This window comes from Bacillus sp. SDLI1, assembly GCF_001553895.1.
Classification (GTDB): domain Bacteria; phylum Bacillota; class Bacilli; order Bacillales; family Bacillaceae; genus Bacillus; species Bacillus siamensis.
On sequence record NZ_CP013950.1, the window covers coordinates 973471 to 996050 of the forward strand.

29 protein-coding genes are annotated in these 22580 nt (G+C 47.4%); all 29 read right to left on the bottom strand.

The annotated features are described in order from the left end of the window. Nucleotides 1-273 (bottom strand): hypothetical protein, encoded by a 273-nt coding sequence (locus AUL54_RS04240; RefSeq protein WP_016936435.1) that lies wholly within the window; start codon nucleotides 271-273, stop codon nucleotides 1-3. Continuing rightward, nucleotides 270-848, bottom strand: coding sequence for a YmfQ family protein (locus tag AUL54_RS04245; protein WP_060963004.1), 579 nt, complete (start codon nucleotides 846-848; stop codon nucleotides 270-272). Before AUL54_RS04245 ends, AUL54_RS04240 begins: the two co-directional genes overlap by 4 nt. Beyond that, nucleotides 832-1878, bottom strand: coding sequence for a baseplate J/gp47 family protein (locus tag AUL54_RS04250; protein WP_060963005.1), 1047 nt, complete (start codon nucleotides 1876-1878; stop codon nucleotides 832-834). The genes AUL54_RS04245 and AUL54_RS04250 overlap by 17 nt, the downstream gene beginning before the upstream one ends. Further along, entirely contained in the window at nucleotides 1871-2296 is a 426-nt protein-coding gene (locus AUL54_RS04255) for a DUF2634 domain-containing protein (RefSeq protein WP_060963006.1), read from the bottom strand. The genes AUL54_RS04250 and AUL54_RS04255 overlap by 8 nt, the downstream gene beginning before the upstream one ends. Before the next feature lie 143 nt (nucleotides 2297-2439). Then, the gene (locus AUL54_RS04260) at nucleotides 2440-2706 is read right to left on the bottom strand and encodes a DUF2577 family protein (RefSeq protein ID WP_060963007.1); all 267 of its coding nucleotides are present in this window, start codon (nucleotides 2704-2706) and stop codon (nucleotides 2440-2442) included. Then, nucleotides 2706-3683, bottom strand: a complete 978-nt coding sequence (locus AUL54_RS04265; RefSeq protein WP_060963008.1) for an XkdQ/YqbQ family protein — start codon at nucleotides 3681-3683, stop codon at nucleotides 2706-2708. Before AUL54_RS04265 ends, AUL54_RS04260 begins: the two co-directional genes overlap by 1 nt. A gap of 13 nt (nucleotides 3684-3696) precedes the next feature. Further along, nucleotides 3697-4356 (bottom strand): LysM peptidoglycan-binding domain-containing protein, encoded by a 660-nt coding sequence (locus tag AUL54_RS04270; RefSeq protein WP_016936442.1) that lies wholly within the window; start codon nucleotides 4354-4356, stop codon nucleotides 3697-3699. Next, a complete protein-coding gene (locus tag AUL54_RS04275) occupies nucleotides 4349-9472 on the bottom strand; it encodes a transglycosylase SLT domain-containing protein (RefSeq protein WP_060963009.1) in 5124 nt (1707 codons plus the stop codon). The genes AUL54_RS04270 and AUL54_RS04275 overlap by 8 nt, the downstream gene beginning before the upstream one ends. Continuing rightward, nucleotides 9460-9612 carry a hypothetical protein gene (locus AUL54_RS21080; RefSeq protein ID WP_015239684.1) on the bottom strand — a complete coding sequence of 51 codons (153 nt, stop codon included), beginning with the start codon at nucleotides 9610-9612 and terminating at the stop codon, nucleotides 9460-9462. Before AUL54_RS21080 ends, AUL54_RS04275 begins: the two co-directional genes overlap by 13 nt. Before the next feature lie 41 nt (nucleotides 9613-9653). Continuing rightward, a complete protein-coding gene (locus AUL54_RS04280; protein WP_003154836.1) occupies nucleotides 9654-10100 on the bottom strand; it encodes a phage tail assembly chaperone in 447 nt (148 codons plus the stop codon). 75 nt (nucleotides 10101-10175) lie between these two features. After that, nucleotides 10176-10619 carry a phage tail tube protein gene (locus AUL54_RS04285; protein ID WP_003154837.1) on the bottom strand — a complete coding sequence of 148 codons (444 nt, stop codon included), beginning with the start codon at nucleotides 10617-10619 and terminating at the stop codon, nucleotides 10176-10178. Between the two features lies 1 nt (nucleotide 10620). Then, nucleotides 10621-12018 carry a phage tail sheath family protein gene (locus tag AUL54_RS04290; RefSeq protein WP_045925721.1) on the bottom strand — a complete coding sequence of 466 codons (1398 nt, stop codon included), beginning with the start codon at nucleotides 12016-12018 and terminating at the stop codon, nucleotides 10621-10623. Next, nucleotides 12018-12227, bottom strand: a complete 210-nt coding sequence (locus AUL54_RS04295) for a YqzN/YkzM domain-containing protein (RefSeq protein ID WP_016936445.1) — start codon at nucleotides 12225-12227, stop codon at nucleotides 12018-12020. The genes AUL54_RS04290 and AUL54_RS04295 overlap by 1 nt, the downstream gene beginning before the upstream one ends. Further along, entirely contained in the window at nucleotides 12224-12670 is a 447-nt protein-coding gene (locus AUL54_RS04300; RefSeq protein ID WP_016936446.1) for a hypothetical protein, read from the bottom strand. The genes AUL54_RS04295 and AUL54_RS04300 overlap by 4 nt, the downstream gene beginning before the upstream one ends. Beyond that, on the bottom strand, nucleotides 12667-13170 hold the full coding sequence (locus AUL54_RS04305) for an HK97 gp10 family phage protein (RefSeq protein WP_060963010.1): 504 nt from the start codon (nucleotides 13168-13170) through the stop codon (nucleotides 12667-12669). The genes AUL54_RS04300 and AUL54_RS04305 overlap by 4 nt, the downstream gene beginning before the upstream one ends. After that, nucleotides 13167-13523 (bottom strand): DUF3599 family protein, encoded by a 357-nt coding sequence (locus AUL54_RS04310; RefSeq protein ID WP_060963011.1) that lies wholly within the window; start codon nucleotides 13521-13523, stop codon nucleotides 13167-13169. Before AUL54_RS04310 ends, AUL54_RS04305 begins: the two co-directional genes overlap by 4 nt. Then, the gene (yqbG, locus tag AUL54_RS04315) at nucleotides 13520-13903 is read right to left on the bottom strand and encodes a protein YqbG (RefSeq protein ID WP_016936449.1); all 384 of its coding nucleotides are present in this window, start codon (nucleotides 13901-13903) and stop codon (nucleotides 13520-13522) included. The genes AUL54_RS04310 and yqbG overlap by 4 nt, the downstream gene beginning before the upstream one ends. Nucleotides 13904-13919: 16 nt before the next feature. Continuing rightward, entirely contained in the window at nucleotides 13920-14855 is a 936-nt protein-coding gene (locus AUL54_RS04320) for a phage major capsid protein (RefSeq protein WP_007407274.1), read from the bottom strand. Between the two features lie 26 nt (nucleotides 14856-14881). Beyond that, entirely contained in the window at nucleotides 14882-15727 is an 846-nt protein-coding gene (locus AUL54_RS04325; protein WP_060963012.1) for an XkdF-like putative serine protease domain-containing protein, read from the bottom strand. A 19-nt stretch (nucleotides 15728-15746) separates the two neighbouring features. After that, nucleotides 15747-17183 (bottom strand): phage portal protein, encoded by a 1437-nt coding sequence (locus tag AUL54_RS04330; protein ID WP_060963013.1) that lies wholly within the window; start codon nucleotides 17181-17183, stop codon nucleotides 15747-15749. Between the two features lie 3 nt (nucleotides 17184-17186). Continuing rightward, nucleotides 17187-18485, bottom strand: coding sequence for a PBSX family phage terminase large subunit (locus AUL54_RS04335; protein ID WP_060963014.1), 1299 nt, complete (start codon nucleotides 18483-18485; stop codon nucleotides 17187-17189). Further along, nucleotides 18482-19279 (bottom strand): terminase small subunit, encoded by a 798-nt coding sequence (locus AUL54_RS04340; RefSeq protein ID WP_016936453.1) that lies wholly within the window; start codon nucleotides 19277-19279, stop codon nucleotides 18482-18484. Before AUL54_RS04340 ends, AUL54_RS04335 begins: the two co-directional genes overlap by 4 nt. 114 nt (nucleotides 19280-19393) lie before the next feature. Then, nucleotides 19394-19903 (bottom strand): sigma-70 family RNA polymerase sigma factor, encoded by a 510-nt coding sequence (locus tag AUL54_RS04345; RefSeq protein ID WP_060963015.1) that lies wholly within the window; start codon nucleotides 19901-19903, stop codon nucleotides 19394-19396. A 112-nt stretch (nucleotides 19904-20015) separates the two neighbouring features. After that, a complete protein-coding gene (locus tag AUL54_RS04350; protein WP_045925401.1) occupies nucleotides 20016-20219 on the bottom strand; it encodes an XtrA/YqaO family protein in 204 nt (67 codons plus the stop codon). Then, nucleotides 20209-20550, bottom strand: a complete 342-nt coding sequence (locus tag AUL54_RS04355; RefSeq protein WP_060963016.1) for a hypothetical protein — start codon at nucleotides 20548-20550, stop codon at nucleotides 20209-20211. The genes AUL54_RS04350 and AUL54_RS04355 overlap by 11 nt, the downstream gene beginning before the upstream one ends. Nucleotides 20551-20647: 97 nt before the next feature. After that, the gene (locus tag AUL54_RS21455; RefSeq protein ID WP_095240868.1) at nucleotides 20648-20815 is read right to left on the bottom strand and encodes a hypothetical protein; all 168 of its coding nucleotides are present in this window, start codon (nucleotides 20813-20815) and stop codon (nucleotides 20648-20650) included. After that, complete coding sequence (locus tag AUL54_RS04360; protein WP_060963017.1) at nucleotides 20815-21615, bottom strand: ATP-binding protein; 801 nt, start codon at nucleotides 21613-21615, stop codon at nucleotides 20815-20817. Before AUL54_RS04360 ends, AUL54_RS21455 begins: the two co-directional genes overlap by 1 nt. Further along, complete coding sequence (locus tag AUL54_RS04365) at nucleotides 21515-22342, bottom strand: hypothetical protein (protein ID WP_060963018.1); 828 nt, start codon at nucleotides 22340-22342, stop codon at nucleotides 21515-21517. Before AUL54_RS04365 ends, AUL54_RS04360 begins: the two co-directional genes overlap by 101 nt. Beyond that, nucleotides 22332-22511, bottom strand: a complete 180-nt coding sequence (locus AUL54_RS04370) for a hypothetical protein (RefSeq protein ID WP_047475424.1) — start codon at nucleotides 22509-22511, stop codon at nucleotides 22332-22334. Before AUL54_RS04370 ends, AUL54_RS04365 begins: the two co-directional genes overlap by 11 nt. Between the last annotated feature and the right edge of the window lie 69 nt (nucleotides 22512-22580).

Sequence of the window (22580 nt, forward strand, 5' to 3'; positions counted from 1 at the left end):
TTACACCACCTCAAAAGTAAATCTTAAATCAAGCGTTCTGTTATTGCTGAGGTCCAAATTTGTTTTTCGTTCTGTGATGATGCTCCCTGTTTCGTCAAGCATCTGCACGGTTTCAATATGTTTAATGTCTTCTTCCCTGCGTGTGAGAACGGTGACTGCGGCATCTTTTACAGAAATGTCCGCAATCGGTGTTTCTTTGCCGTTTAACAGCACTTTTGTGATCCTGTTTTTCAAATCGGCTGCGGCACGCTGTCTATATGCGGCTGATATCATGGTAAGACCACCTCGTTATTGTTGAGTGTGACGGAATAACCGACCTTCAGTTCGCTGACTTTTCGGTATCTCCGATTGTTGAGAATGACCCGGTCTTTGATTTCCAGTGTTTCGTTTAATGCGGCTCTGAGTGTATACGCCAAATGAGCGGGTTTGATTTTTTCAAGCGTTTCAATCAGGTCGTTCATGTGCTGCAGGTCATCAAGCTCCATATCGGCATAAAAACGATATTCCCCCGGAAACATCCGAACGTAAGCTGACGGATGTTTTAAAAAACGGTTTAGCGCCTGCTCAATCGCTTGATGGGTAATGGGCGGAATATTCGACATCTTCGAGATCAGCCTGAGCCGTCTCATGTCTTCCGTGTCACCTGACTCCCGCGGTATTTTTAATATTTTTTCCCAGCGGTCAAGCCCCCACGTCGCCGTCGTAATAAAAAGCTGGTCTGTCAAATCGAAAATATCGTTATTCTGCCGCTCAAACTCGGGAGCTTCCGCCTCAAGAATTTCCGCCATCTCTTTTAATTGAGTTAAAAACGGCGGGAGGTATGCCGTCATCTCATCGAGTCTGCTCAAGGATTGTCACCTCTTTGAGTTTAGGAATTTCCACATCACTGAGCACAAGATTTTCCGCCGCACCGTTCATTTTGATATCTGCGTAGTCACTGACGGATGCCGCGTTATAAACGATGTTGTTAATTTGTGATAAGCGGACGGTGTTTTCTTCGAAGGCCATTTTCTTAAATAAATTCAGGATGCCTTTTTCAATCTCCGCTTTCACGTCATCGATCGAGCTGTTCAGCTCAGGCAGCACGGAAGCGGAGATTTCAATCTCTTTCCATACCGCGCTTTCCACTGTTACTGCAGCTCCGATCGGCGCCTGGCCTTCTCCCTGGCCTTCATCGGGATCAATATAATCCTTTACTTTCTTGATCAGAATATCTGATGCCGGTTCCAAATTCGCATTTGTGATGACAACTTTCACCGTTCCGTCTCCGTTCCAAAGCGGGAAGATTTTCGCTCTGCCGACACCGTCCACTTCTTCAGCCCACTGTTTATAATGCTGTTTATTTGCGCTGACTGCCTCCCGGCGGACTCGGGTAAAATATCGTGTCCTTAAGCTGCTGTCATCTTCTTCCTCACGGCCGGGAATTAATATATCGCCCATGACCGCTTTCTCAAGCCCGGGAATCGTATCAAGCGGCAGCAGATTTTGACCTGTAATGCCGGCATTCCCCGCTTCTCCGGCCGTTTCACATTCGAGCGTTCCATCCTCCGTATATTGAAAATACAGGTTATCGACGAAAAAACGGGAGCCTGTCGGAATGGTGATGCCCGCTGTGAATTCTCCGGCTCTGACCGCTTTTGTGGCAGGTGTTCGTTCAATTCCCGCTTCGGCAGCCCGCCTGTCCAAAAATTCTCCTTGAGCCGTATCGGAAAAAACAAGCTCCAGCACGGTATCAAGCCAAATATAAGACTTTGCGAGCTCAGCGGCCGCAGGCGCGAGCGCATTGTAAATGACGCTTCCTTCTCTCGTATCAATATCCGCCGTAATGCGCGCCAGCATTCTGTCCATAATGCCGTCAAACGTCTGAGCTTCAAACATCCTCTCCCAGCACCTCCTCTATCTCAAGCATGCCCTCATCCGCTTCAACGGTAAAAGAGACGATGAAGGCATCATCTTTTTTCTCAATCTCAAAATTGGCAACAGCCAAAATCCGGTCATCATACAGCAAGGCTTCTTCTATCAGTCTTGGAATCTCCATTTTTTTATAAGCATCCGTCGTGTTCTGATCAGAAAGCACTTCCTGCAGTTCATTCCCGATATCATGGCTGAAAACCGAATATGAATACCGTTCTGTGTGAAGAGCGATATAGACGAATTGTCTGATGGCGTCCAGTCCGTTTATCAGTTCATTGGTAATCCGGTTGTTTTCAAAATCAATTCGGTAGGTTTGTGAAGTTTCAATGGCCTCACTCGCATCCTCCAAATCTTCAAATTCGATTTCCGGTGTCAGGGCCATTGCACCCGCTCCTTTTTGATTTGTTCATGTGAAAAAGCCCTCTTCAGAAAATGAAGCGGCTTTAACAGGCTGATATCTTTAATACATTTCTGTCCAGACGGATGAATTTTCAAAGTCACACTCCCGGCATTCATCGAATGCGGTTAGATTTTATCCAGCACAAAAAAGGACTGTCCTCCTGTTAATGCGGCGGTCATCACCCGGTCTCCTGCCTGAAGCTGATCATCTTCCCCGGATTTCAGCCGCTTCGGCACAATGAGTGCATCAGACGGAATCAAAAGTTTGTCGTGATCTTTCAGCTTCAGCTCGAGCGGCGAAACCGAGGTCACTTCGGCCGTCATCAGCTCAACCGGCGCTTCGGCGTCTACCGCCCCGACGGCTAAATGTTTAATGGCATCGCTTAATCTCATCAGGATGTCCCCTCCGGAAGTGAATTTTTCTCCGTGACATCAATCGTCATGGTATGCTTTGTTCCTTGGAATTCATGGCGGTCCGTATCTACATAATAGGTTTTCTTCAGTCCGATTTCCGGAATTGAGATATAGACCGGCAATCCGCTTTCCAACCCCGGAATACCGATCGCCTGTATATTTTTCAGCTCTTTCTTAACGCCTTTTTTCTCAGCCTGCTTCACTTTTACGCGCTGTTTCAGCTGGACTTCGTTAATGTCGTCAGAAACCGTTTCGGTATACTGTAAAACGCCGAATGTTTTCATGCCCGCGCTGTCTGACGCGGAAGCTTTCACGGTTTTATCGTCTTTTTGCAGCCGCATGACGACACGGGTTGCGGTATCATCAATTGAGGTGCTGTATTGATACCCTGTAATATTAACTCCTGTTTCCAGCACCCAAATGTCAGACGGGTCCGGCCATTCACGCAAGCCGAGTCTGCCTTTTTCTGAATAGAGCTGATAATTGCGGCCCGTCTGGCTTTTTGTCTGTTTTAACGCTTTTAACATCATATCGTAAAGGCTTGTATCATTTTTGAAAACGAGTGATTTAATGGTATGCCCTGTGTTGGCAATGGATGTCACGGGAATTTGAAAATCGCTGGCGATCCTTTTTAATATTTGATCGGCGCGCTTGTTGGAAAACACATAAACGTCCTGGTTTTTCACAAGGTATTGGAGCATATCGTATGCGGTGAAGGCGACGGTATGCTCATCCGGCGTTCTTGCAAAGACAATGCCGCGGAACAGCTCTTTTCCGTTCCATTTGAACAAAACCGTATCCCCTTCTGATACGCCGTAATACGTCTGGCTGCCCTGCTTTACGACAATTGTCGCTTCGATGGAGCGGGGCGCCTGATATCTGTGTCCTTCCAGCGTTACGCTTTCTGTGACAAGCTCGAGCCACTCCGTTTCTTTTATGACAAATAGTTCAATCATCTTTTCACCCGTTTCATTGCGGTATCTTCAGCTTCTGCCCCGGGAAGATCCAATGCCCCGGCTGCCGGATATTCCGTTTGCTTCGCTTAATCATGGCGGTTTTGTTCGCGTTCCAGATTTTCCGCCACTCCGTGTGGTTTCCGTAAAACTTGCCGGCGATGTCCCAAAGCGTATCCCCTTTTTTGACGGTATATGTTTTGGGTGAAGCTTTGGATGGGCGCTTCGCTTTCGTTTTTTTCTTTTGTTTGATTTTTCTTGGCGAAGCGGTTTTATATTCTTTCAGTACGATATCAAAATTCCGGTCGCCGATTTCATTGTCACCTTCGCTGTAATTGAAACTTTCAATACTGCATGTGACATTGATTTTTGTCCCTGTAATTAAAAACTGGACGGGTTTTTTCGCTTTCATCCATGTTTCAATGGCTGAAATGGCTTTTTCCGGTGAAGGAATGCTTTGATATTCGGCAATCGGGGTGTATCGTTTCGGAAAAAAAGAAGAGAACGAAATTTCTTTCGCTCCCGGTTCTTCAATAAACGTCACCTCTCCAAGACCCGTGACTTTCACGGAATCATTCTGCACGCTGTTTGCGATATCAATCGCTTCAGGGAGAACGGGAAGCCGGAGCTTGTCCTTCCCCTGTGACAGCCAAAATTCGTAAACAGATTTAGTCAAAAGCAACGGCCCCCCTTGCTCCGGTATAAATGTCTTTTTGCAGTTCATCAATCAGCGCCTGTTTGATTTTGGCGGCGAGGCTGTCGGCGTCCTGTCCGTTATGGAAATGCTGATCGCCGCTGAATTCGATTTTAATTTCTTTTGTTCCCGTTTTTTGAACGGTTTGTCCGCCGCCTTTAACAGCTGCGGATACCGTGCCGGCTGAAAGTGCCGCCGGTTCCGTCTGGGACGGATCGGACACTTCCATGCCGAGCGCTTGAGCCGCTTTTTGAAGCAGATAACGGCCGCGGATGCCCCGTTCTTCAGGGATGATCCACTCCCGTTTGTTCCCTTCGCCGACACGGGCGATCTGTTCCTTCGTAATCAGACCCCCGTTGGCATAACCGACGTATGGGCCGCCGCGCGCCATACTCTTAATCCCCGGCACATTGTTGATCGAGCCGTATCTGCTTTTAATATAGCCGATAGCGGCAGCGGCGTTGTGGATTGGGTTTCTGATATCATTCATTCCCGGCGCTTTGTGCGATTCAAAGGTGCTCGGAATTGTCTGCATTAAGCCCTGTGACGGGTGTCCGGCTTTGGCATTGCTGTCCCATAAGTTAATGGAATTAGGGTTGCCGCCTGATTCATTCTGTGCGATCGTCATTAATCCGGGAAGCCAGCTGATCGGAGTATTGGTCGCTTTCATTGCGGCTAATAGCCACTCTTTGACGCTTCCTCCCGCTGCACCCATGCCGGAAAAGGCCGCTGCAAGCGAGCCTGCCTGTTTTTCGGCGTATTTTTTCACGTCAACTGAGCTGAGCCCTTTGACGACGCCGACTGAAGCAAAGCGTCCGAGACTCATCATGACACGGGAAGGAGAGTGAATATCAAGCTCTTCCCTGAATGCGTCCTCGACTTTTTTGGCCAAATCTTTGGCCGCCTGTTTGACTTCGCTTCCCTTCGCAGTCATCCCTGATACGAAGTGTCCGATCAGGCCTGACCCCCAGCCGTTGGCGGAATCTCTTGATTGCACAAACGGTTTATTGATGTGTGTGCTCACGTATTGCGCGGTTCCCGTATCTTTTGCATTCTGTCCGGCCGAAAATCCTTTAACTGTGGCGGTTCCCCACGAGGACGATTGATTGACCGCCGATTGATAAGGTGTTTTCACCTTTGTTTTTAAAAACGAATCGGTGCCCGTCTGTGACGTATTCTGACCTTTCACATAACCCGCAACGACTTGCTTTCCGTAATCGGGCGAAGACGAAATGAGGGCGTTAAACGGCGTACCGATGTTTTTCTCTTTCCAGCCGTCCATATCCACCGCTTTATTGCTGATCCCGCTGTCAAAGCCTTCTGTAAACTGTTTGCCGAGTGATGAAGCCGTCCCGGCAAATCCGGAAGCATCCACAGACGCAGCGGCCGATACAGACGCCGAAGAAGAAACACCGCCCGCTCCCGCCGGTGCAGCGGAAGACTGAGCCGAAGCCGCTCCCATATCGTCGACGACACGCATACCAAGCTTAGACGCAGCTTGTGAAAGCAGCATTTTCCCGCGCCCGCGGTTGTTGTCAACGGGAATAACAAATTCTTTACCGGCTTCACCGATCCACGAAATGGTCGGCTTTGTAATGTAGCCGCCTGTGGCGTTTTTGTCCGGTTTTTTCTTTTTATCTCCGCCGCCTGTGACGAAGTCCATTACGCCTGAAATCAATTTGCCGCCGGTTTTATCCCAAATCTTTTTCACCCAGTCGAATGCTGCAGAAAAAGCATCTGATATGGCTGTTCCCACTTTTACAAGAGGTTCTTTTATATTTTTCTCAAACCAGCCGCTTAACCCTTTCCATATATCCTTTACCGTATCTAAAGCAGTCGTGAAAGCGTTTGATATTCCTTTTCCGACTTTTTCCACCATGTTTTTCACCGGGTTCCAGACAGTATCCATGAACCAGCCGGATACCGTACTGAAAACAGATTTAATTTTATCCCAAGCTCCTGTGATTTTACTCCAAATGGACGTCGCTACTCCGACTACAGCCGATTTTACGGGCTCCCAGACAGTGCTCATAAACCAGCTGGAAACTGTGCTGAAGACACCTTGAATCGTCGTCCACGCATTCACGATATTTGACCAGATGCTTGTCGCCACTCCGACTACAGCCGTTGAAACCGGCGTCCATACATTTTCCATAAACCAGGATGACACCGTGCCGAAAATCCCTTGAATCGTCGTCCATGCATTCACGATATTTGACCAGATGCTTGTCGCCACTCCGACTACAGCCGTTGAAACCGGCGTCCATACATTTTCCATAAACCAGGATGAAACGCTTCCCCAAGTATCTTGTATTGTTGTCCAAGCACTTTGTGCCGCTTCGGAAATATCATTCCACGTGTCTTTCAGAGCCCCTGAATCAAAGGCCTCTCCTAAGCTGGAACCGCCTAAACTGCCGGCGATGCCGCCTACCGCGCCGCCAATTAATGTGCCCACTCCGGGAACAACGCTGCCTATTGCCGCGCCGGCCGCTGCCCCGGCAAGACCGCCTCCCGCCGAGCCGACTTTCTCTCCTGCATTATCTTTATTGATGCCGGCCAAATCAGTAAGTGACAACAATTCACCTATGCCTGGAATTCCTTTAGCGGCACCTTTCAACCCTTTCATACCGCCTTTCAGCGCCTTTGAACCTCCCAAGTCTTTCAAAAATGCGCCGATTCCTTTTCCTGCCCCTTTTGTTTTCGGCGTGTTTACAGATGCCTGTTTGCTTTCCTTTACAGAGGAGCCTCTTTTCGAAGATTTATTTCGCCCTTCGACTTTACTGCTTTTGCCCATTGTCACCCCGGTACAGCAGCAGCATCCCCCAAGGGCCCCGCCGGTTTTTTTGGCTGACTTTCCTGAAGATTTTGGCGCTGTTGCCGTGCGCTGTGAACCCTTTGTCAGATCAGGACGCTTCGGGCCGTTGGAGCCGCCGGCAGAAAGGCCGCCCTTACTCTTTTCTTTTTTCGTGCCGCCGCCTAATAATCCGCCGATATTGAGTTTGCCTAATTTTTCGGCGATGCCTGCGAATATTTTTTCTATTAATTCCCCGGCTTTTTCGATGATTTTGTCCGGGCTGAATTTCTCAAATTTCTTTGCAATCTTGCCGACAATTTTATCAACAAATGCCTCAGCTTTTTCGATGATCGCATCAGGACTGAACTTGCCGAACTTTTTATCAATGCCTCCGAACAGTGAGGATGTAAACTGCTCCACTTTTTCCAGAATCTTATCCGGATTGAGAAAATCGAATTTCTCAGAAATTCGGTCGATCGTGTCATTTACAAATTGTTCGGCGCGGTCGATTAGCTTATCAGGACTGAATTTACCGACAACGTCGTCGACTTTCTTCATAAACGAATCAGTAAAATGATCCAGCTCTTTCAATATGGCTTCCGGACTGAATTTGCTGACAACGTTATCTATCTTTTTCATAAATGAATCAGTGAATTTATCCAGTTCTTTCAATATGGCTTCCGGACTGAATTTGCTGACAACGTCATCTATCTTTTTCATAAACGAATCAGCGAATTTATCCAGCTCTGCTAAAATTGTCTCCGGGCTGAATTTACTTGCGATTTCATCCACTTTTCCCATGAATGACGTCGTGAACTTGTCCAGCTCCGCTAAAATCGTTGCCGGGCTGAATTTATTTGCGATTTCGTCCACTTTTCCCATGAATGACGTCGTGAACTTGTCCAGTTCGGTTAAAATTGTCTCCGGGCTGAACTTGCTCGCGATTTCGTCCACTTTTCCCATGAATGACGTCGTGAACTTGTCCAGCTCCGCTAAAATCGTTGCCGGGCTGAATTTATTTGCGATTTCGTCCACTTTTCCCATGAATGACGTCGTGAACTTGTCCAGCTCCGCTAAAATTGTTGCCGGGCTGAACTTGCTTGCGATTTCATCCACTTTTCCCATGAATGACGTCGTGAACTTGTCCAGCTCCGCTAAAATCGTTGCCGGGCTGAATTTGCTTGCGATTTCATCCACTTTTCCCATGAATGACGTCGTGAACTTGTCCAGCTCCGCTAAAATTGTTGCCGGGCTGAATTTGCTTGCGATCTCGTCCACTTTTCCCATGAATGACGTTGTGAACTTGTCCAGCTCTGCTAATATCGTTGCCGGGCTGAATTTGCTCGCGATTTCGTCCACTTTTCCCATGAATGATGTCGTGAACTTGTCCAGTTCGGTTAAAATCGTTTCCGGACTGAATTTGCTTGCGATTTCGTCCACTTTCCCCATGAATGATGTCGTGAACTTGTCCAGCTCGGTTAAAATCGTTGCCGGGCTGAATTTGCTCGCGATTTCGTCTGCCTTTTTCATAAAGTTTGCGGCGAATTTGTCCAGTTCCGCGATAATCGTTTCCGGATAGAACTTGGATGCGATGTCATTGACTTTTTTCATGAAGGTGTCTGCAACGGAATCAAGCATTGAAAAATCGGTTTTCGGCGAAGCAGGAGCAGCGGATGCAGAAGCTTTTCCGAAGTCCGGCATATTCTTTTGCATTGCAGCCAGCTGTGCTGTCACCTTTTCGTTTAACGATAATTGAATGACATTGTTTTTTCCCGTCAGCGAATCAATGCCCGCTGAAATTCGGCCGACTGTTTTCATGACATGATCTATGACGCGTATAGTGACGGAGTACCCGTTTTTTAACGCAGATTGCATGTAGCGTTTGATGCGTTCCATGGCAGGAGTCACTTCGTCTGACGCATACAGTGAAACGGTAAATCCTTTGAAACCCGCAGCCAGATTCCGCAATCTCTCAAATGCCGCTGTCGCGCTGTCTTTTGCTCCTATTTTAATGGTTAAAGACGCAGGCAGACCCGCTAATTGGGCTTGCACCTTTTGAATGACGGCACTGGCTCCGTCTTCAGCTGAAATAGAGATCGTTTGTGCGCCCAGCTTTCTTTTCATAGAGCGCTGAATGCGGTCAATTGTTCTTAAAACAGATTTACTCTCTTTGCGTATATCAATTTCACTTTGGCGTTTTGTCATTTTCCTGTATTTCTCAAGCGCTCTGAAGCCATTTTGGATTTTCCTTATTTTCTTTGAAACCCGATCTTCCAATTCAAAACGGGCGGTCAGCTTTGCCATGATGTCGCTCCCCCTTTCTTCGCTTGTTTTTCAAGAATGTCCAGCTTGTAACCGATTAAACCGTACAGCAGCGCCTTAAAATGCCTCGGTGCTTCATATAACTCTTTCAGTTCTGATGGAGAATAATGAAGCTCGTGCATCGCGTAATAAAGATACACGGCTTCCTTATTCCCATCTTTTATCAGTTTTTTGCTTCTTGCTCCAGATCTTCTAATTCATCTTCAAAACCATTGATCTCAATCGCTTTATTCAGCCAATTTGCATATTCGCCGCCGACGGAAAGAACGCGTTTTGCGACTTCGACCGGATCTGCCGTTTTGTAGGCATCACGGAGCTCCTTAGACCGAAAATCAGGGTAAATCGTAGATTCAACTGCGATCCGCGCATAAAAACGCTGGCTGTCTAAGTCTTTTACGCGGCCTCTGCCTTTTACATTTTTATAAGTCGTGCTTTCCTTTTCCAGTTCATCAATGCGTTCCGTCGTAATGGCTTTAAAAATAAAAGGCACGATGTTTCCTTTTTTATCGACAAAACGCTTTGAAAGCGGAACGCGGATCTCCTCAGCCTCGACTGTTTTACCCGGCATAAAGAATGACAGATCATATACTTGTTCGTTTTTTTCGCTCATGATGAAAACTCCCTTACTCTTTTTTTTATAAAAAACAGGCCTGTACAAGGCCTGTTTCATTCATACTGATTTTGATTAAAACGTTTCAGAAAGCTTTTCCGGCACATCGAAATCTTCAAAGGTAAACGGCACTTCTTCTTCAAGCGCCTCTGAGTCTACGTCCAGTCCGGCGATTTTTGCAGAATCAAAGTTGACGTCATACAGGGTGACGCGTTCTGTTCCGCGCCCTGATGATTTGTCATCAAGAACGGCTTGCAGCGTAAAATACGGGTCGCTGCCTTTTTTCACGTAATCCATCATAAGCACAGCGAATTTGGATGTGACTTTATAGAACGTCGCCGTGCCCGTTCCGTTGGCGCCAGTCGTTTTATGCCCCGTCATGCGGCGTCCCATGATGTTTACTTCTGATTTATTTTTTTCTACGTTTGCTTCAAAGGTTTTAATATGCGCCATCTCTTCTCCATCGAGAAATAAACGGCCTTCTTTTCCTGAAATTGTGTTTTGCGCTTTTAATGCCATCTTAGTTTACCTCCACATTAAAGTAGAATTTTTCTGCTGCATCCACAGGCTGCACGGCGAGATCAATTAAAAAGCCGTCGCGGTCTTCATTAAGGCCGATTGTAATGTCTTTATCTGAATCAAAGTTAGCGATGCCGCCCGCATCCTGAAGCGTTGTCAAATATTGAATAATCATCGTTTTGACGAATTGAAGGCCGTCGTTTGTCGCAGGAAGATCGCTTCCGGTGCCTTTTTTCGATTTAATTAAGGCTTTCAGTTCACGTGTCAAATCGTTATTCACCGCATCAAGCACACGGACGATTTTATTTTTCGCGAACTTTTTGTTTTTCTCTGCCGTAAATGTCACCAATGAGTTGATATCTTTTTCAACGCTGACTGACTTATCACGGGCGTCATAAGAGAAAAGGAATTCACCTTTGGAAAGGCGTTCGATCACTTCATCATGAGTCAGACGATGCAGCACATCGACCGCGCCTTCGTATTCAACGAAAGTTAAGGATTGGTTAAATGCAGCGCCGGCACTTGCGCCTGCCACCCACGCGGTCGCATCTTCAGCTTTAATTTCGGTTCCGTCTTCAAGCAGGACGCCCTCAGTCACATTGATGATACCTTCGTAATCTCCGTTGTAATGGGCAGTCACCCCTTGCACTTTCTGTCCCTGCGCATCGCGAAGGCGTTTAATGAATGCGGCAAATGTCGCTTTCAGCTGATCGTTATCCGCGACAGGAAGAGCGATGACATCGAAATTCTCCGTTTCAGCCGCAGCTAAAAAATCCGTATAGTCTGAGTTGACCGGCGCTTTATCAGTTCCTCCCGCAAGACGGATGCCTGCCTGCGGATTTAACGTTTCTCCGGACTCCTCGTCAGTGCCTGTCAGCGGGATGGAAGCCGACAGCTCGCCCGTTCCCGTGAATGTGACATAGCCGTTTGCTTTTAATTCTTCGGCTTTTTTCACCGTTTGTTTGTCAACTTCCGCTTCATCCATGTATGTGGTCACATCGAAAGCAGTCTGGTCAAGGACGTTCTCACTGATGCGGATGATGATGTCATTTCCTTTTGAACCGCCGTACAAAGCGGTTGCTTTTACACCTTGCGAAAGATCGGCGCTCGCTCTGATTCCCTCTGTCAGACGGTACATCAAAACGGTTTTTGCTTTCTTTTTCGCCTCGCGCAGCAGAATCAGTGACGGATCTTCAATACTGAGCCCTACTTTTTTATTCAAATCTTCAATGCTTGAAATAGAGACGAATGTTTTCGCTTCCCCCCAGTTAGATGCGACGGGAAGGGCGACAATCCCCCGTTCACCGATTGTGACCCGCTCTTGGGCAGTTGTCTTAAAGTTAAAATAGATCCCGGCACGTTCTTTTTCTTTTCCTTGCGTAAATGTTCCGCCGTTCATTATTGCATGACCTCCTTGGTTAAAAATGCTTGAATGTAAGTCTGGGCTTGCGCTTTTGTCATTTGTTTCTGCTTCACGCCGAATAAAGCCCCCTGGAGAATCTCAGGTTTTACGCCGAAAAGCTCCTTTGCGTGCTTTGTTAAATCCGCCGTGTCAAAAAGAACGGCTCTTTCTGCCGTTGCGGCGTTTTTCTTTTTATGTTCTTTCACTTTTGTTTCACCCCGCTGTTAATGTCCACATCCCGCAGTGCGGGAGATGTTTGTTTCTGATAGTAGTAGCGGCTCGTCCAGCGGATGGTGATCACTGCCTCGCCTTTGTCTCCGACTCTTGTTTCGATACGGCTGATGCGGACGAAATCACCCGTATCCTCTCCTGATTCCGTAAGCAGCGGAATGATCTGTCTTGATTCTCTCACCGCATCAGCGATCCGGTCGGCTGCAGAGAGCGCCTGCACCGAGTCAGCATGAAACAGCTTCACATTCAGACTGTATGTCTTCTTAAAGGTGGAAACTGTGTCATTCTCGTCAAAAACATACGGGGGCGGGATGTAAAGGGACGGCACCTGAAATTGTTCAGGCAGTTCATTTTCATATACGGGCACGCCGCACTGCTGATACAAAAAAGCGGCGATTGAACCGGTCTCGCGATTCATCCGTTATCTCCCCCTAACGTGCTGAGCCACTGATTGAAGCGCTTGTCCAGCGAACCGGCAAAGATTGTTTCATACATAAGAAGGGCTTTGTCCCAAAACCCATTCCCGCTGATCCACTGTTTTTTAAGGGCCATTCCGGTTGAAGCTGACGGATCATAGATGAACCGGGAGCCTTGAAAATACCCGGGCACCCATCTGACATTTTCATCTGAGACGGTCCAATGTCCGTCATTTATGAATGAGGCATACTCTACATTGGTGCCGATTTCAAGGGTCAGTCCCCCGTTTTCAATGATCCATACATGATCCTGCGCTCCTTTTCGGAAGGAAGACAGCAGGTTTTCTGTATCAATCCCTCCCGAATGCATAAGCTCCTCCCGTACCAGGTCGAGAAAATCCTCCCCTGATTGTTCCAGCCATCGGCCAGCCTGACGGGCAAATTCTCCGGATGATGCCTTTTGCAGCGACCGATTCCATTTTTCCAGGCTCTTTTTGCTCATAGTCTGTCATCTCTCACAGCGATGGCCTCCCAATGGTGCTGTCTTGCTTTCTTCGGCATTTCCAGAATATACGCCTGTCCTTCCCAAATGATTTTGTCATTCACACGCACTGCAGCCTCTTTTGGAAAATGAACGAGAAACCGCTGATATACTTTATGATCAGGCGCAAGCTGAATAAGCCGCTGCTGTTTTTCAACAAACAGGCACGGCACTTCTTCAGCGTCGGGAACGTCCGGATAAGTAAAAACAGGCTGGAGCTTTTCAGCGGGAATGCCGAAGCGCCCGGCCTTCGGAGCTGACACCGTCTCATGATAAATATCGCATCTGTCAGTGAGCAGCCGTTCATAGCTCATAACGGTCTCACCTTAGCGCTTATAGAAACCGGGGAATAGCCCGGCGCGATATATTCACAGAGCAAATGGTATACCGCCGGTTTTCGGATTCCGCCTTCACCAGACACTGTATAGGAATAGTCGCCTATCTTTTCAGATTGATAGGCGGAAGCGGCGGCTTCATTCTGATTGATCAGCGCAAAATATTGAGAAAGCTTTAATAACGCAAGCTTAACCTTCTCGGGAAGCGGTGAGTAAACAGGATCAGTGAACGAGTGCCCCGCCATTCTGGCCGCTTCCGCTTCCGCCTCCAGAATGTCCTGTATAAGCAGCGGCTCCGGCCTGTTTTTGACTTCATCATAAACTGAATATGAGACAACGTCAGACGGCTGAATTAACATAACTGCCACCCCCGGCTTATTCTTTAACGTTTACGATTTTGGCGCTTGCATCTTCTTCTTCAAATTTGCTGTCAAGTTTAGCCGTCAGTACGATAATAAATTTGCGGCTGCGGATATCTTTATCTACTTCGATTCTGATATTCCGTGAAAAACCGAGAATGATATTTTTCGGATGAGTCAAAATGATGTCAGACGCATCGTACTGGGAATCACCTTCCCCGACTGAGTACGGCTGCAGGTTGGAAACCCCTTTGACCGGAACGCCGAATGCTGAGGATAAACCGCCCTGCACCGCAAGATCACCCAGGTTGGTCTGACGGTCAGCCACACGGTCTTTCCATTCAATCTCCATGCCTTGAGACGTGTAAAATCTGAATTCCTGAGGCAGGCGTAAATATTTTGCCGGAATGGCTTTTAAACCTTTTTTAAATGTAGCTCTGGACAGTTCTTCCCCGTTTCCGTCGATGACGTGAGACACAGTCTGTTTACGGATTCCGTCAAGCTGTGCCAAATACGGATCAGAAGAAGATGTATCGCCGTTTACGACAAGCTCCTCAATATCGACTGCCGCCCGCTCCGCCAAAATCTGCATGATCGTCTGCTGCAGGCCGTCTTTTTCAATATTATTTTCAAGCGTGTCATAGGTGATATTAATTTCCGCAATGACTTCTTTCGTATTCAGCTGCACCGTACTTGTTGCCGGGACGGTCAGCTGATCGTCAGTTAAGGCTTTTCCTTCCTCAGCGGCACGCAGAATCCGCTGGCCGAAACCGATTTTTTCAAATTTCTGCGAGTCATTTTCCATTTGAATCACACGCGATTCGCTGAAAATAGTCGGCGTGTTCTGCACCATGCGGATAAATGCTGAAGCTTGTGCGGGGTTCATTAAACCGCCGCTTTTTAAAGCGGAAAGTGACATTTCCGCCTTTCTGATGATATCTTGATTTCTCACTCTACAGTTCCTCCTTCTGACTGGGCTTAAAGCAGTCCGCTCCAAATGGATTTTTTAACAGGCTCTTGGCCGCCCGTCTCTTCTTCCGGCTGCTTTGATGCGCCTCTTACTTTTTCAAGCGCTTCAATGCGTTTAATAATCGGCGCCAGCATGTCCTCAACAAGCGTTTTCAGCTTTTCTTCATCAGACGGCGCAGCCGCCCCGTCTTTGTCTTCCGTGTTTTGGTCCAAGCTGTCAAGCCGCTTTAAAAGCGGGTGCAGCGCGTGTTCAATCGATTCTCTTACGTCTTCTTTTCTCATCTTGTTCAAGTCCTCTCCCTTGCGGTTTCTTGATTTGCGGTCACGGTCGAGAAATTGCTTGACCGCGCCGAATAAGCCGGCTTGCTTTTCTGCCGGCTCTTCGTAAACGTCAGCGGTTCCCGCCATGCTGTAGCCCGTAATGATACCGGCTTTAATCTGATCCCATACTTCATCCGAAGCTTTGGTGACAAGCACCCAAGATCCTTTCCGGATCACAGCATTCCCGATTTCAAAGTCATCCGGGGCGACGTACGACTCCACCACCTCGCCGGTCCCGCCTTCAAAATTATGATTTGTATCGATGTTGCGGGCGTCCGCCAAAAAACCGTGAGCGGCCTTTTCAATCTCTTCAGCCGTCATATAATCGCCATGGGCATCCGGGACATCCGGCTCGTAAACGATGCCGTAAACAAGCTTCTGCTCATCCGATTCGCTTTTTGTAAACACCTGCACCTTTTTTTCAAATGACGGAAGGCCTCCGGCTGCTTTTGTGAAAAAAAATTCCGTTTGGTTCGCCGCCTTATCGACATAGCTCACAAAACTGATGACGGCATTTCTCAATTCTCTCGGCACGAGATGTTTTCACCCCCTTTCAGGATTGCTCCTTTTTCCCTTTCAGCACCGGCCGGCTGTAGTACTCTTCAGGCCATTCCTCAAGCGTCTTGCCGAGCACTCTTCCGGCCAGATCACGGAGGTCATTAGGAGAGACCGCGCCGGCGGAAATAAATGGCGTAAGCACCTTCGCAATTTCAAGCGGATCGCGAAAATCAGGCCCCTTTAATGTGAGCTGTACATCGTGGAGACCCAGTTCAGGCAAAAATAACGTGTTGAGCTTATTAATCAGCGTTTTCCGCTCCGGCTGAAACACCTGCTCCTCCGTGATTTTGCGTGCCGTATCGGCTGTGGCTTTGTTGTATTCCTGCGCCTCGCCCGTATAAAGCGGCGGGAGACGAAACGCGGAGCGGAGTTTATTTCTGCTTTTGTCGTCATATTCAAGAAACAGCGCATCCTCCTGCAGAATTTCCGCAAGTGATTTAATTTCCACAGACACAGGCGTAATGTCTTCGCCTCCGTGAAGGTCTTTTTCCTTCGCAATGCCTTCCGCCTCAATCAGCAAAAATTTGTGGGCGTTTTCCACCCCTTCAAGGTCATTCATATAATCGTGTAGCTCTTTGTACGATGCTTCAGACAGCATGCCGTTTTCAACCGTAATGGCAGCCGGTACGTGGCGGCCCTGTTTGAAATACATAAAATTCAGTTCTTCCGCTTTCCGGGCGCCGTACAAGTTGACGATATTGCCGACCCAGCGCGGAATACCGTACGTGCCGCTTCCGATTTTCAAGTGAACGGCTTCATTTGCCCTGTACTTTTCAGGCAGGGTTTTTACGTATTCGCCGGTTCTCATGTCCATCATGCGGGGATCGCCGTATTCTTTGAAAAACACTTTCCGTCCGTTCAGCATCTGAACATATTTACGGAACCGTTTTTGCCTTTTAATCGTTTTGGATGCGCCGTTTTCTTCATAGGAAAACGCGACCTCAACAGGATCAGTCACACCGCATACCCGCATATGCTTTACATCCAGATATTCAATCCCCGCCGGTTTTCCCAGCCCGTCCCGGAGCACCTCGAGAAAACCGTTGCCTGTTTTTTCACGGTCTTCTATCGCATATCCGAGGATCGTCTCAGCCGATTCATCAAAATGAAGACATTTGTAAAAGCTCTCCAGCTTCATCCAGTTTTTTTCGGCCCGCTCCTTTTTGCCCGGAGAGCAATCTGAACTATTTACGTCAAAGGTATATTCCACATCGAATCCAAAACCCGTAATATTAACCCGGTATGCGTCAATGCACTGCTGAAGAATGGTCGAGTATTCGGCGATCGTTTTCAGCTCGATCAGATTATAGGGCGGTGAAATGATATCTTCTCCGTACAGATCGGCAAATTGATCTTCGTGCATCTGCCTTGCCTGCGGCGCGGCTATTTTTGATTTAATGACGGTGGCTCTAACGTTTTGATTGTTGGGCAACGTTTACCTCCTCCTTTCCCGATTCGGACGCATCCGTTTTTGCGATGACTCTTTCAGATCCGCCGCGTCATAATCATCCAGCGCGTACCAAATGGCTGAAAGTGTGTGGGGATCAATTGAAAACTCATCTTCCGACAGAGCGCCGTTTTTGTTTTTCGCATATGTTAAGTTCTGCAATTCGCGGATCGTATTTTCACAGCTGTCTGAGCAATAGATGTGTCTGAACCGTTTCAGCTTTTTCGTATACTGGAGCCTTGAGCCGGGAAATTTTTTGGCCGCGACCATGCAAAAGCCCTGCCTGCGGAAATATTGGATGCTTTTCGGCTCGGCCGAATCCGCTTTGATCAGCTCTTTTTGATCCGCCAATTCCTGAAGCTCTTCAGCTGTCTGGTCATCGGTCATTTTGTTTTTGTAATACTCCCAGAAAATATAAAGCTCTTTTTGATCGGGATCGACGGCAAGCCGGATGACCGCATTGTATGACTCTTCAAAACCGAAATCCATGCCCGTCCGAAACAGAGGGCGCCTGATGGCGGCAATCCGCTCAGTTACTTCGTTGTGCTCCAGGACCTGAAATTGCGGAAATACACGGATGCCGTTCACGCCGAACTGTCCTTTGCGGGCGATCCGGTACAAATCGGGATCGTATTGCCGTAAGCTGTCCAGCTGCTTAATATAGCTTTTCGGCAAAAACAGATTGTCGCACGCAGTGGAATGATGGTAATACGTATCTCCCTTAACGACGGTGCCTTTTTCATACAGCATCTGATCATCCAAAACGAACCGTTTTTTTTGCTCATCACGAAAAAAATGCCGGTACGTCCAATTGGAAGTGCCGACGGGATTTGTGGTGCATATCATATGAAGCGAAAGCTCGGGATGGCGCAGACGGCCGATCAGCTCCTTAAAGCCTTCATATTTCACTTCTGAGCATTCTTCAATCCAAATCAGAGAAATATGATGAATGGATTTCAATTTGGCCGGGTTGTCCATCCCCTTAAACATAATCCGGCTTCCGTTTGAAAATCTCAGCTGCATCGGTGAAGATACGGCCTTTACGGCATGTCCCAGCTCAAGCTCCTCGATAATGTCCTCAAACAAGGCAAAGGTAGAATCTCTGTGCGTATCGAAAACTTCCCGCACCACAAGCGCCGTCCGCTTTTCACGAAGCAGCTTCAAGATGATTTTCAGCGCGGTATGATAGCTTTTTGACGACCCATAGCCTCCGACGAGAAATTGGTATGTTTCATTCCAATTGAACAAATAATCTTCAAAGCGCGGGTTGACCGCTTTTTCAATCATGGCCGTTCCTCTTTCCGCGTAATGACAATGTCAATCGGCTTTTGGCTGTCTTCTGATTTTTCCAGCTTCTGCTGCGCCAGCTTTAATTTTTCATTTTCAATTTTTTGTTTAAATTGATCGGGGAAAAGGTCAAAGTACAAAGACAGCTTTTCAAGAGCCTTCATTTTGTCGGCAAGTTTGATTGCAATGCCTTCTTTCCCGAGTTTTGCCTCCGTGACGATCGTTCCGTCCAGCAGATTCGAATCTTTAACATCAACGTAGCTGATCTCCTGCATAATCGGATTATCATTTTCGTCAAAGAGCGGCCCTGATTTTCCGAAGGCCTGAACCTCTTTTTTTCCGAAGGTTACATAATCGGTAATGTCGGCAAAAGCGATTTTCACATAGACTTGAAGAACGTCCATCGCTTCGACAAACACTTTATTGACCATTTCCTTTTTCATGCGGCTGATTTCTTTGGCGACTTTTTCGTTTTTTAACAGCCTGCTTCCCGTGACATGCGCGCTTTCCGGTGAATACCCGGCTTTTATCGCAGATTGGGTGGCGTTAAAGCTTTTCACATAATAAAGACAAAACAGCCGCTGCCGTTCGTTTAACTCATCACTTTCGGCCGGGGCGATTTTCCCGCCGCTTTCCGCGTTCTTATCGAGCGCCTCGTCCCAGCGCCCTTCTTTTTTCCATCTGCCGATCGTTCTTGCGGACACGCCTGATTTGCCGGCAAGGGCGCGGTTTGTGATGCGGCCTTTATGAGACTGATAGATTGTAAATGCCTGTTCTCTTTTTGCGTTTTTCATGCTACGGCATCACCGCCACCTCCGACATGGATGTCTATAATAAAAAGCGGCTTCTTTCGGGCCGCTTTTTGTAATCGTCTGTTCACTTCTAAGTGGCAAACGTATGACAACATTTTAAGCAGGCGACTGATTTCTTTGTTCCTGCTGTTTTTGAATTTTTAGAAGCGCCCGTTTGACCGTCGTCTGTACGGTTGATTTTTTTACATTCAGCAATGCGGCGATCCGTTCATATGAAAAGCATTCCGCTTTGTGGAGCAGCAGTATTTCTTTTTCTCTTTCCGTTAAAACGGCTAATGCTTCCCGCAGTCTGATTCTGTCTTCTTCAGTCACATTCCCGGAAGGTTCGAACATCAGCGCCTGTGAATAGGTATCTATGATGCTCGGATCTTTAATCAGCATCCTCTGATAAGCGTCTCTGCGGTCTATTGCTCTTCTTATGCCGGGCTGCCGGCCTTTTTCAAGCCATTCGGTGATATATTCCAAATCTGTAATGATCGTTCTGATGATTTTTTTATCTTTCAGTTCTTCTGAAGTCAGCGCCGCTTCATCGGCTTCCCCCAGCTGCTTGTACCATTTTTTCGTCTCTTTCAGCGTGCGTTTATATTCAAATAGTAAGTCTTCCATCATAGATCCTCCTCTTTTTCGGACAAAAAAAGGACACCAACCAATGCGCAGCATATGCGCGATTGATCAGTGTCCGCAGGCTTTCCGTCTTGGACGTATTTTGTTTTCTCGATTAATTCAATTTAAAGCCGATTTCATATTCGACACGGGCCAGGTCGCCTTTTCTCGTTTCGACAAGCGTTTTGCCGTGCTCCGGCGCCTCGGCGAGCCAGGCTTCATTCTTCAGCCCGTCTACAATAATCACCCGCACCTTGCCTTCTTCCAGCTGGCTTTTTAATGTTGTATGTTCAATGTCTGACAGTTTTTTAGGATTCATGTTTTACGTCCTCCGTCTTTTTCAGGATATTCACTTCATGTATGAGGCTTTCGAGCTCATTTATGAACGCTTCTTTTTCTTCAGCACTTTCTCCCCGGAGCAGGCGGAGAGCCGTTTCGGCCGCCTCAAAAAGTTCCGGGGCTTTCGCCATCATTGCCGCGTTGATCCGCTGTGAGTATGAACTTAAGTTGAAAACGGCCGCGATAAGCCTTCCGTTTGAATAAGGAAATTTCTCTTTTTCCGCTTCGCTGTAAGCAGAATAAATGTAAATGGGTTTTTCTTCTCCGCTGTGTACGGCCCGCCATGGAGCGGGGCTGTTGTTTACTTGCAATGTTTATCCTCACTTTCCATCAGCCTCATGCCATGCTTCAATTTGCTTTTCGATCCGTTTCGCCCTGAACAGCAGGCAAAAAAGCCATTTGATATATTTATACACGTGCATCAAGCCTCGCTTTTGCGTCTTGAACCATTCGCTCAAGACGTTTAATGACCGGCGTTAAATCAGTTCCTGTTTTGCAGTTCGGGCAAGGGTGAAAGACAGCGCCGAAACTTGTTTCCGTCACAACGACCCTCTTTGGCCCGCACAGTTTACACATTATCTCGCCCCCTCTAATCTGTGGTTGACTTCGTATGGGTTTCCATTAATGATGACTAAATAATCGCTGCACATCTCATATATTCTTGTGCCCAATGCTTCATCAACCTGCACCAGCTCGTCACACGCCAGCTCACTCGAGATAAGAAGCGGTTTATGATTTAAATAGCGGTAATTCACGACGGCGTACATTTGTTCAATCTGCCAATCGGTCGCCCGAGGTTTTCCGTGCAGCGGTTTGAACAGGTCGTCAATAAAAAGCACATCCGCCCGTTTCATACGGGTCAGTTTTGTATCGAGCAGATCAAAATCATTTTTTAAATCTGTAAATCCCTCCACAAAAGGAAAATACAGCACCGGTGTCTGCTTCTGTCTCATGACATGATTGCTGAGAGCAGTCAGAAGGTGGGTTTTCCCCGATCCCGGACGCCCTAATAAGGCAATGCTGTTTTTCCGGCAGTTTTTAATCTTGTCGAAGTTGTCAGCAAATTCAAGGGCGCATTCATATGCGTCAACGATCGCCTGAGGCTTGCCCTGCGTAATAAATCCTTTGAAATCCAGCTTCCGAAAAGCGCCTGTAATCTCACTTGCGCTGAGGATGCGCTCTGCTTTTCGTTCTGCGGCGCAGCGGCACTTAACCCACACATCCATGCCGAGCTGTTTTTCGAGATAACCGCCCTGATCTTTACAGAGCGGACAGTCAAAGCGGCTTTCGTCTGATTCTTCCGGTCTGTCCGCCAGTAATGGACGTTTTCCGTTTTTCAGGTCGGCCAGTATCTGCTCGATCGTTCGTTTTGTCATGTATCGTATTCCTCTCTTTTTTTGTTGTGATTGTCCTTCCCGCAATTCGTGCATTCAAGCGGTCTTCCATAAACTTAGCGCAATAGCTGAAAGCCTTGATCGTTTCAGCTGAAGAGGTGCGCCGCTGTTCAAAAGCGGTAAAGCATTCGCCGAGCCATTTGATTGCTTCTTGTGCTGACGCGCCGAGGGAAACAATACGGGCGATGGCCTGATAATCTCTTGGCGACGGGTAAACACTCCGCCCCTCCTGTGCAGACCTTAATCTGATAAAATGGGCGGCAATGTCGTTAATCGCTTCTTCAGCAGTATGATTTTTTGTTATATCTATTTCTCTCCGGACATTTTTGTCCCGGTGATCTGCCGATATTGTCCGGTCAGTTGCTTCCGGGCGGGTCAATGTCCCTTTTTGCGAAAATCTTTTCGAGTGTTTTACGGACATGATAAGTCCGTAAGGCGCGCGGACGGTTTTGATATACTCATGCTGTTCCAAGCTCTCGAGCCACCGCCTGACGGTTTTTTCACTGACTGCGAATATATCGGCCATTTCTCTGGCTTTTATTGGCTTATGTCCGAGGACGAGCCCCCACTTGACGCCGTCTTTTACGTGTTCCTTTGTCGTTGAACTGATGAGCCATAAAAACAGCCATAAAGCGGAACCTATTTTGTCATAATGTTCAGAATTCAATAATCCGGAATAGATAAAAAACGGGTAGCTTTTACGATTCATAACGGACATCTCCGTTTTTCTTCAAACTTATATAGTGTTCATACTGCAATCGGTTATCAAATCGGAACACCGGAAGTCCGCAAGCGGTAAAAGATATCGACCCGCCTGCTTTTCCTAAACTTCTTTGGTCAGCCGGATTGCTGCTGAAACGGATGATAATCGGATGCATCTCTCACCCTCCTGATCAATTTCTTATCACTTTTCGATACATTTTGTATCCCTGTGATGTTGATTATAA

What these genes read in the sequence shown, in the direction of transcription:
- yqbG (WP_016936449.1), bottom strand. Translation starts at nt 13,903, where the DNA reads ATGTTAATTCAGCCGTCTGACGTTGTCTCATATTCAGTTTATGATGAA.
- AUL54_RS04265 (WP_060963008.1), bottom strand. Translation starts at nt 3,683, where the DNA reads ATGATTGAACTATTTGTCATAAAAGAAACGGAGTGGCTCGAGCTTGTC.
- AUL54_RS04360 (WP_060963017.1), bottom strand. Translation starts at nt 21,615, where the DNA reads ATGACAAAACGAACGATCGAGCAGATACTGGCCGACCTGAAAAACGGA.
- AUL54_RS04285 (WP_003154837.1), bottom strand. Translation starts at nt 10,619, where the DNA reads ATGGCATTAAAAGCGCAAAACACAATTTCAGGAAAAGAAGGCCGTTTA.
- AUL54_RS04290 (WP_045925721.1), bottom strand. Translation starts at nt 12,018, where the DNA reads ATGAACGGCGGAACATTTACGCAAGGAAAAGAAAAAGAACGTGCCGGG.
- AUL54_RS04280 (WP_003154836.1), bottom strand. Translation starts at nt 10,100, where the DNA reads ATGAGCGAAAAAAACGAACAAGTATATGATCTGTCATTCTTTATGCCG.
- AUL54_RS04275 (WP_060963009.1), bottom strand. Translation starts at nt 9,472, where the DNA reads ATGGCAAAGCTGACCGCCCGTTTTGAATTGGAAGATCGGGTTTCAAAG.
- AUL54_RS04340 (WP_016936453.1), bottom strand. Translation starts at nt 19,279, where the DNA reads ATGAAAAACGCAAAAAGAGAACAGGCATTTACAATCTATCAGTCTCAT.
- AUL54_RS04240 (WP_016936435.1), bottom strand. Translation starts at nt 273, where the DNA reads ATGATATCAGCCGCATATAGACAGCGTGCCGCAGCCGATTTGAAAAAC.
- AUL54_RS04345 (WP_060963015.1), bottom strand. Translation starts at nt 19,903, where the DNA reads ATGGAAGACTTACTATTTGAATATAAACGCACGCTGAAAGAGACGAAA.
- AUL54_RS04310 (WP_060963011.1), bottom strand. Translation starts at nt 13,523, where the DNA reads ATGAGCTATGAACGGCTGCTCACTGACAGATGCGATATTTATCATGAG.
- AUL54_RS04260 (WP_060963007.1), bottom strand. Translation starts at nt 2,706, where the DNA reads ATGAGATTAAGCGATGCCATTAAACATTTAGCCGTCGGGGCGGTAGAC.
- AUL54_RS04365 (WP_060963018.1), bottom strand. Translation starts at nt 22,342, where the DNA reads ATGAATCGTAAAAGCTACCCGTTTTTTATCTATTCCGGATTATTGAAT.
- AUL54_RS04300 (WP_016936446.1), bottom strand. Translation starts at nt 12,670, where the DNA reads ATGAATCGCGAGACCGGTTCAATCGCCGCTTTTTTGTATCAGCAGTGC.
- AUL54_RS04370 (WP_047475424.1), bottom strand. Translation starts at nt 22,511, where the DNA reads ATGCATCCGATTATCATCCGTTTCAGCAGCAATCCGGCTGACCAAAGA.
- AUL54_RS04305 (WP_060963010.1), bottom strand. Translation starts at nt 13,170, where the DNA reads ATGAGCAAAAAGAGCCTGGAAAAATGGAATCGGTCGCTGCAAAAGGCA.
- AUL54_RS21455 (WP_095240868.1), bottom strand. Translation starts at nt 20,815, where the DNA reads ATGTGTAAACTGTGCGGGCCAAAGAGGGTCGTTGTGACGGAAACAAGT.
- AUL54_RS21080 (WP_015239684.1), bottom strand. Translation starts at nt 9,612, where the DNA reads ATGCACGAGCTTCATTATTCTCCATCAGAACTGAAAGAGTTATATGAA.
- AUL54_RS04335 (WP_060963014.1), bottom strand. Translation starts at nt 18,485, where the DNA reads ATGATTGAAAAAGCGGTCAACCCGCGCTTTGAAGATTATTTGTTCAAT.
- AUL54_RS04250 (WP_060963005.1), bottom strand. Translation starts at nt 1,878, where the DNA reads ATGTTTGAAGCTCAGACGTTTGACGGCATTATGGACAGAATGCTGGCG.
- AUL54_RS04255 (WP_060963006.1), bottom strand. Translation starts at nt 2,296, where the DNA reads ATGGCCCTGACACCGGAAATCGAATTTGAAGATTTGGAGGATGCGAGT.
- AUL54_RS04350 (WP_045925401.1), bottom strand. Translation starts at nt 20,219, where the DNA reads ATGAATCCTAAAAAACTGTCAGACATTGAACATACAACATTAAAAAGC.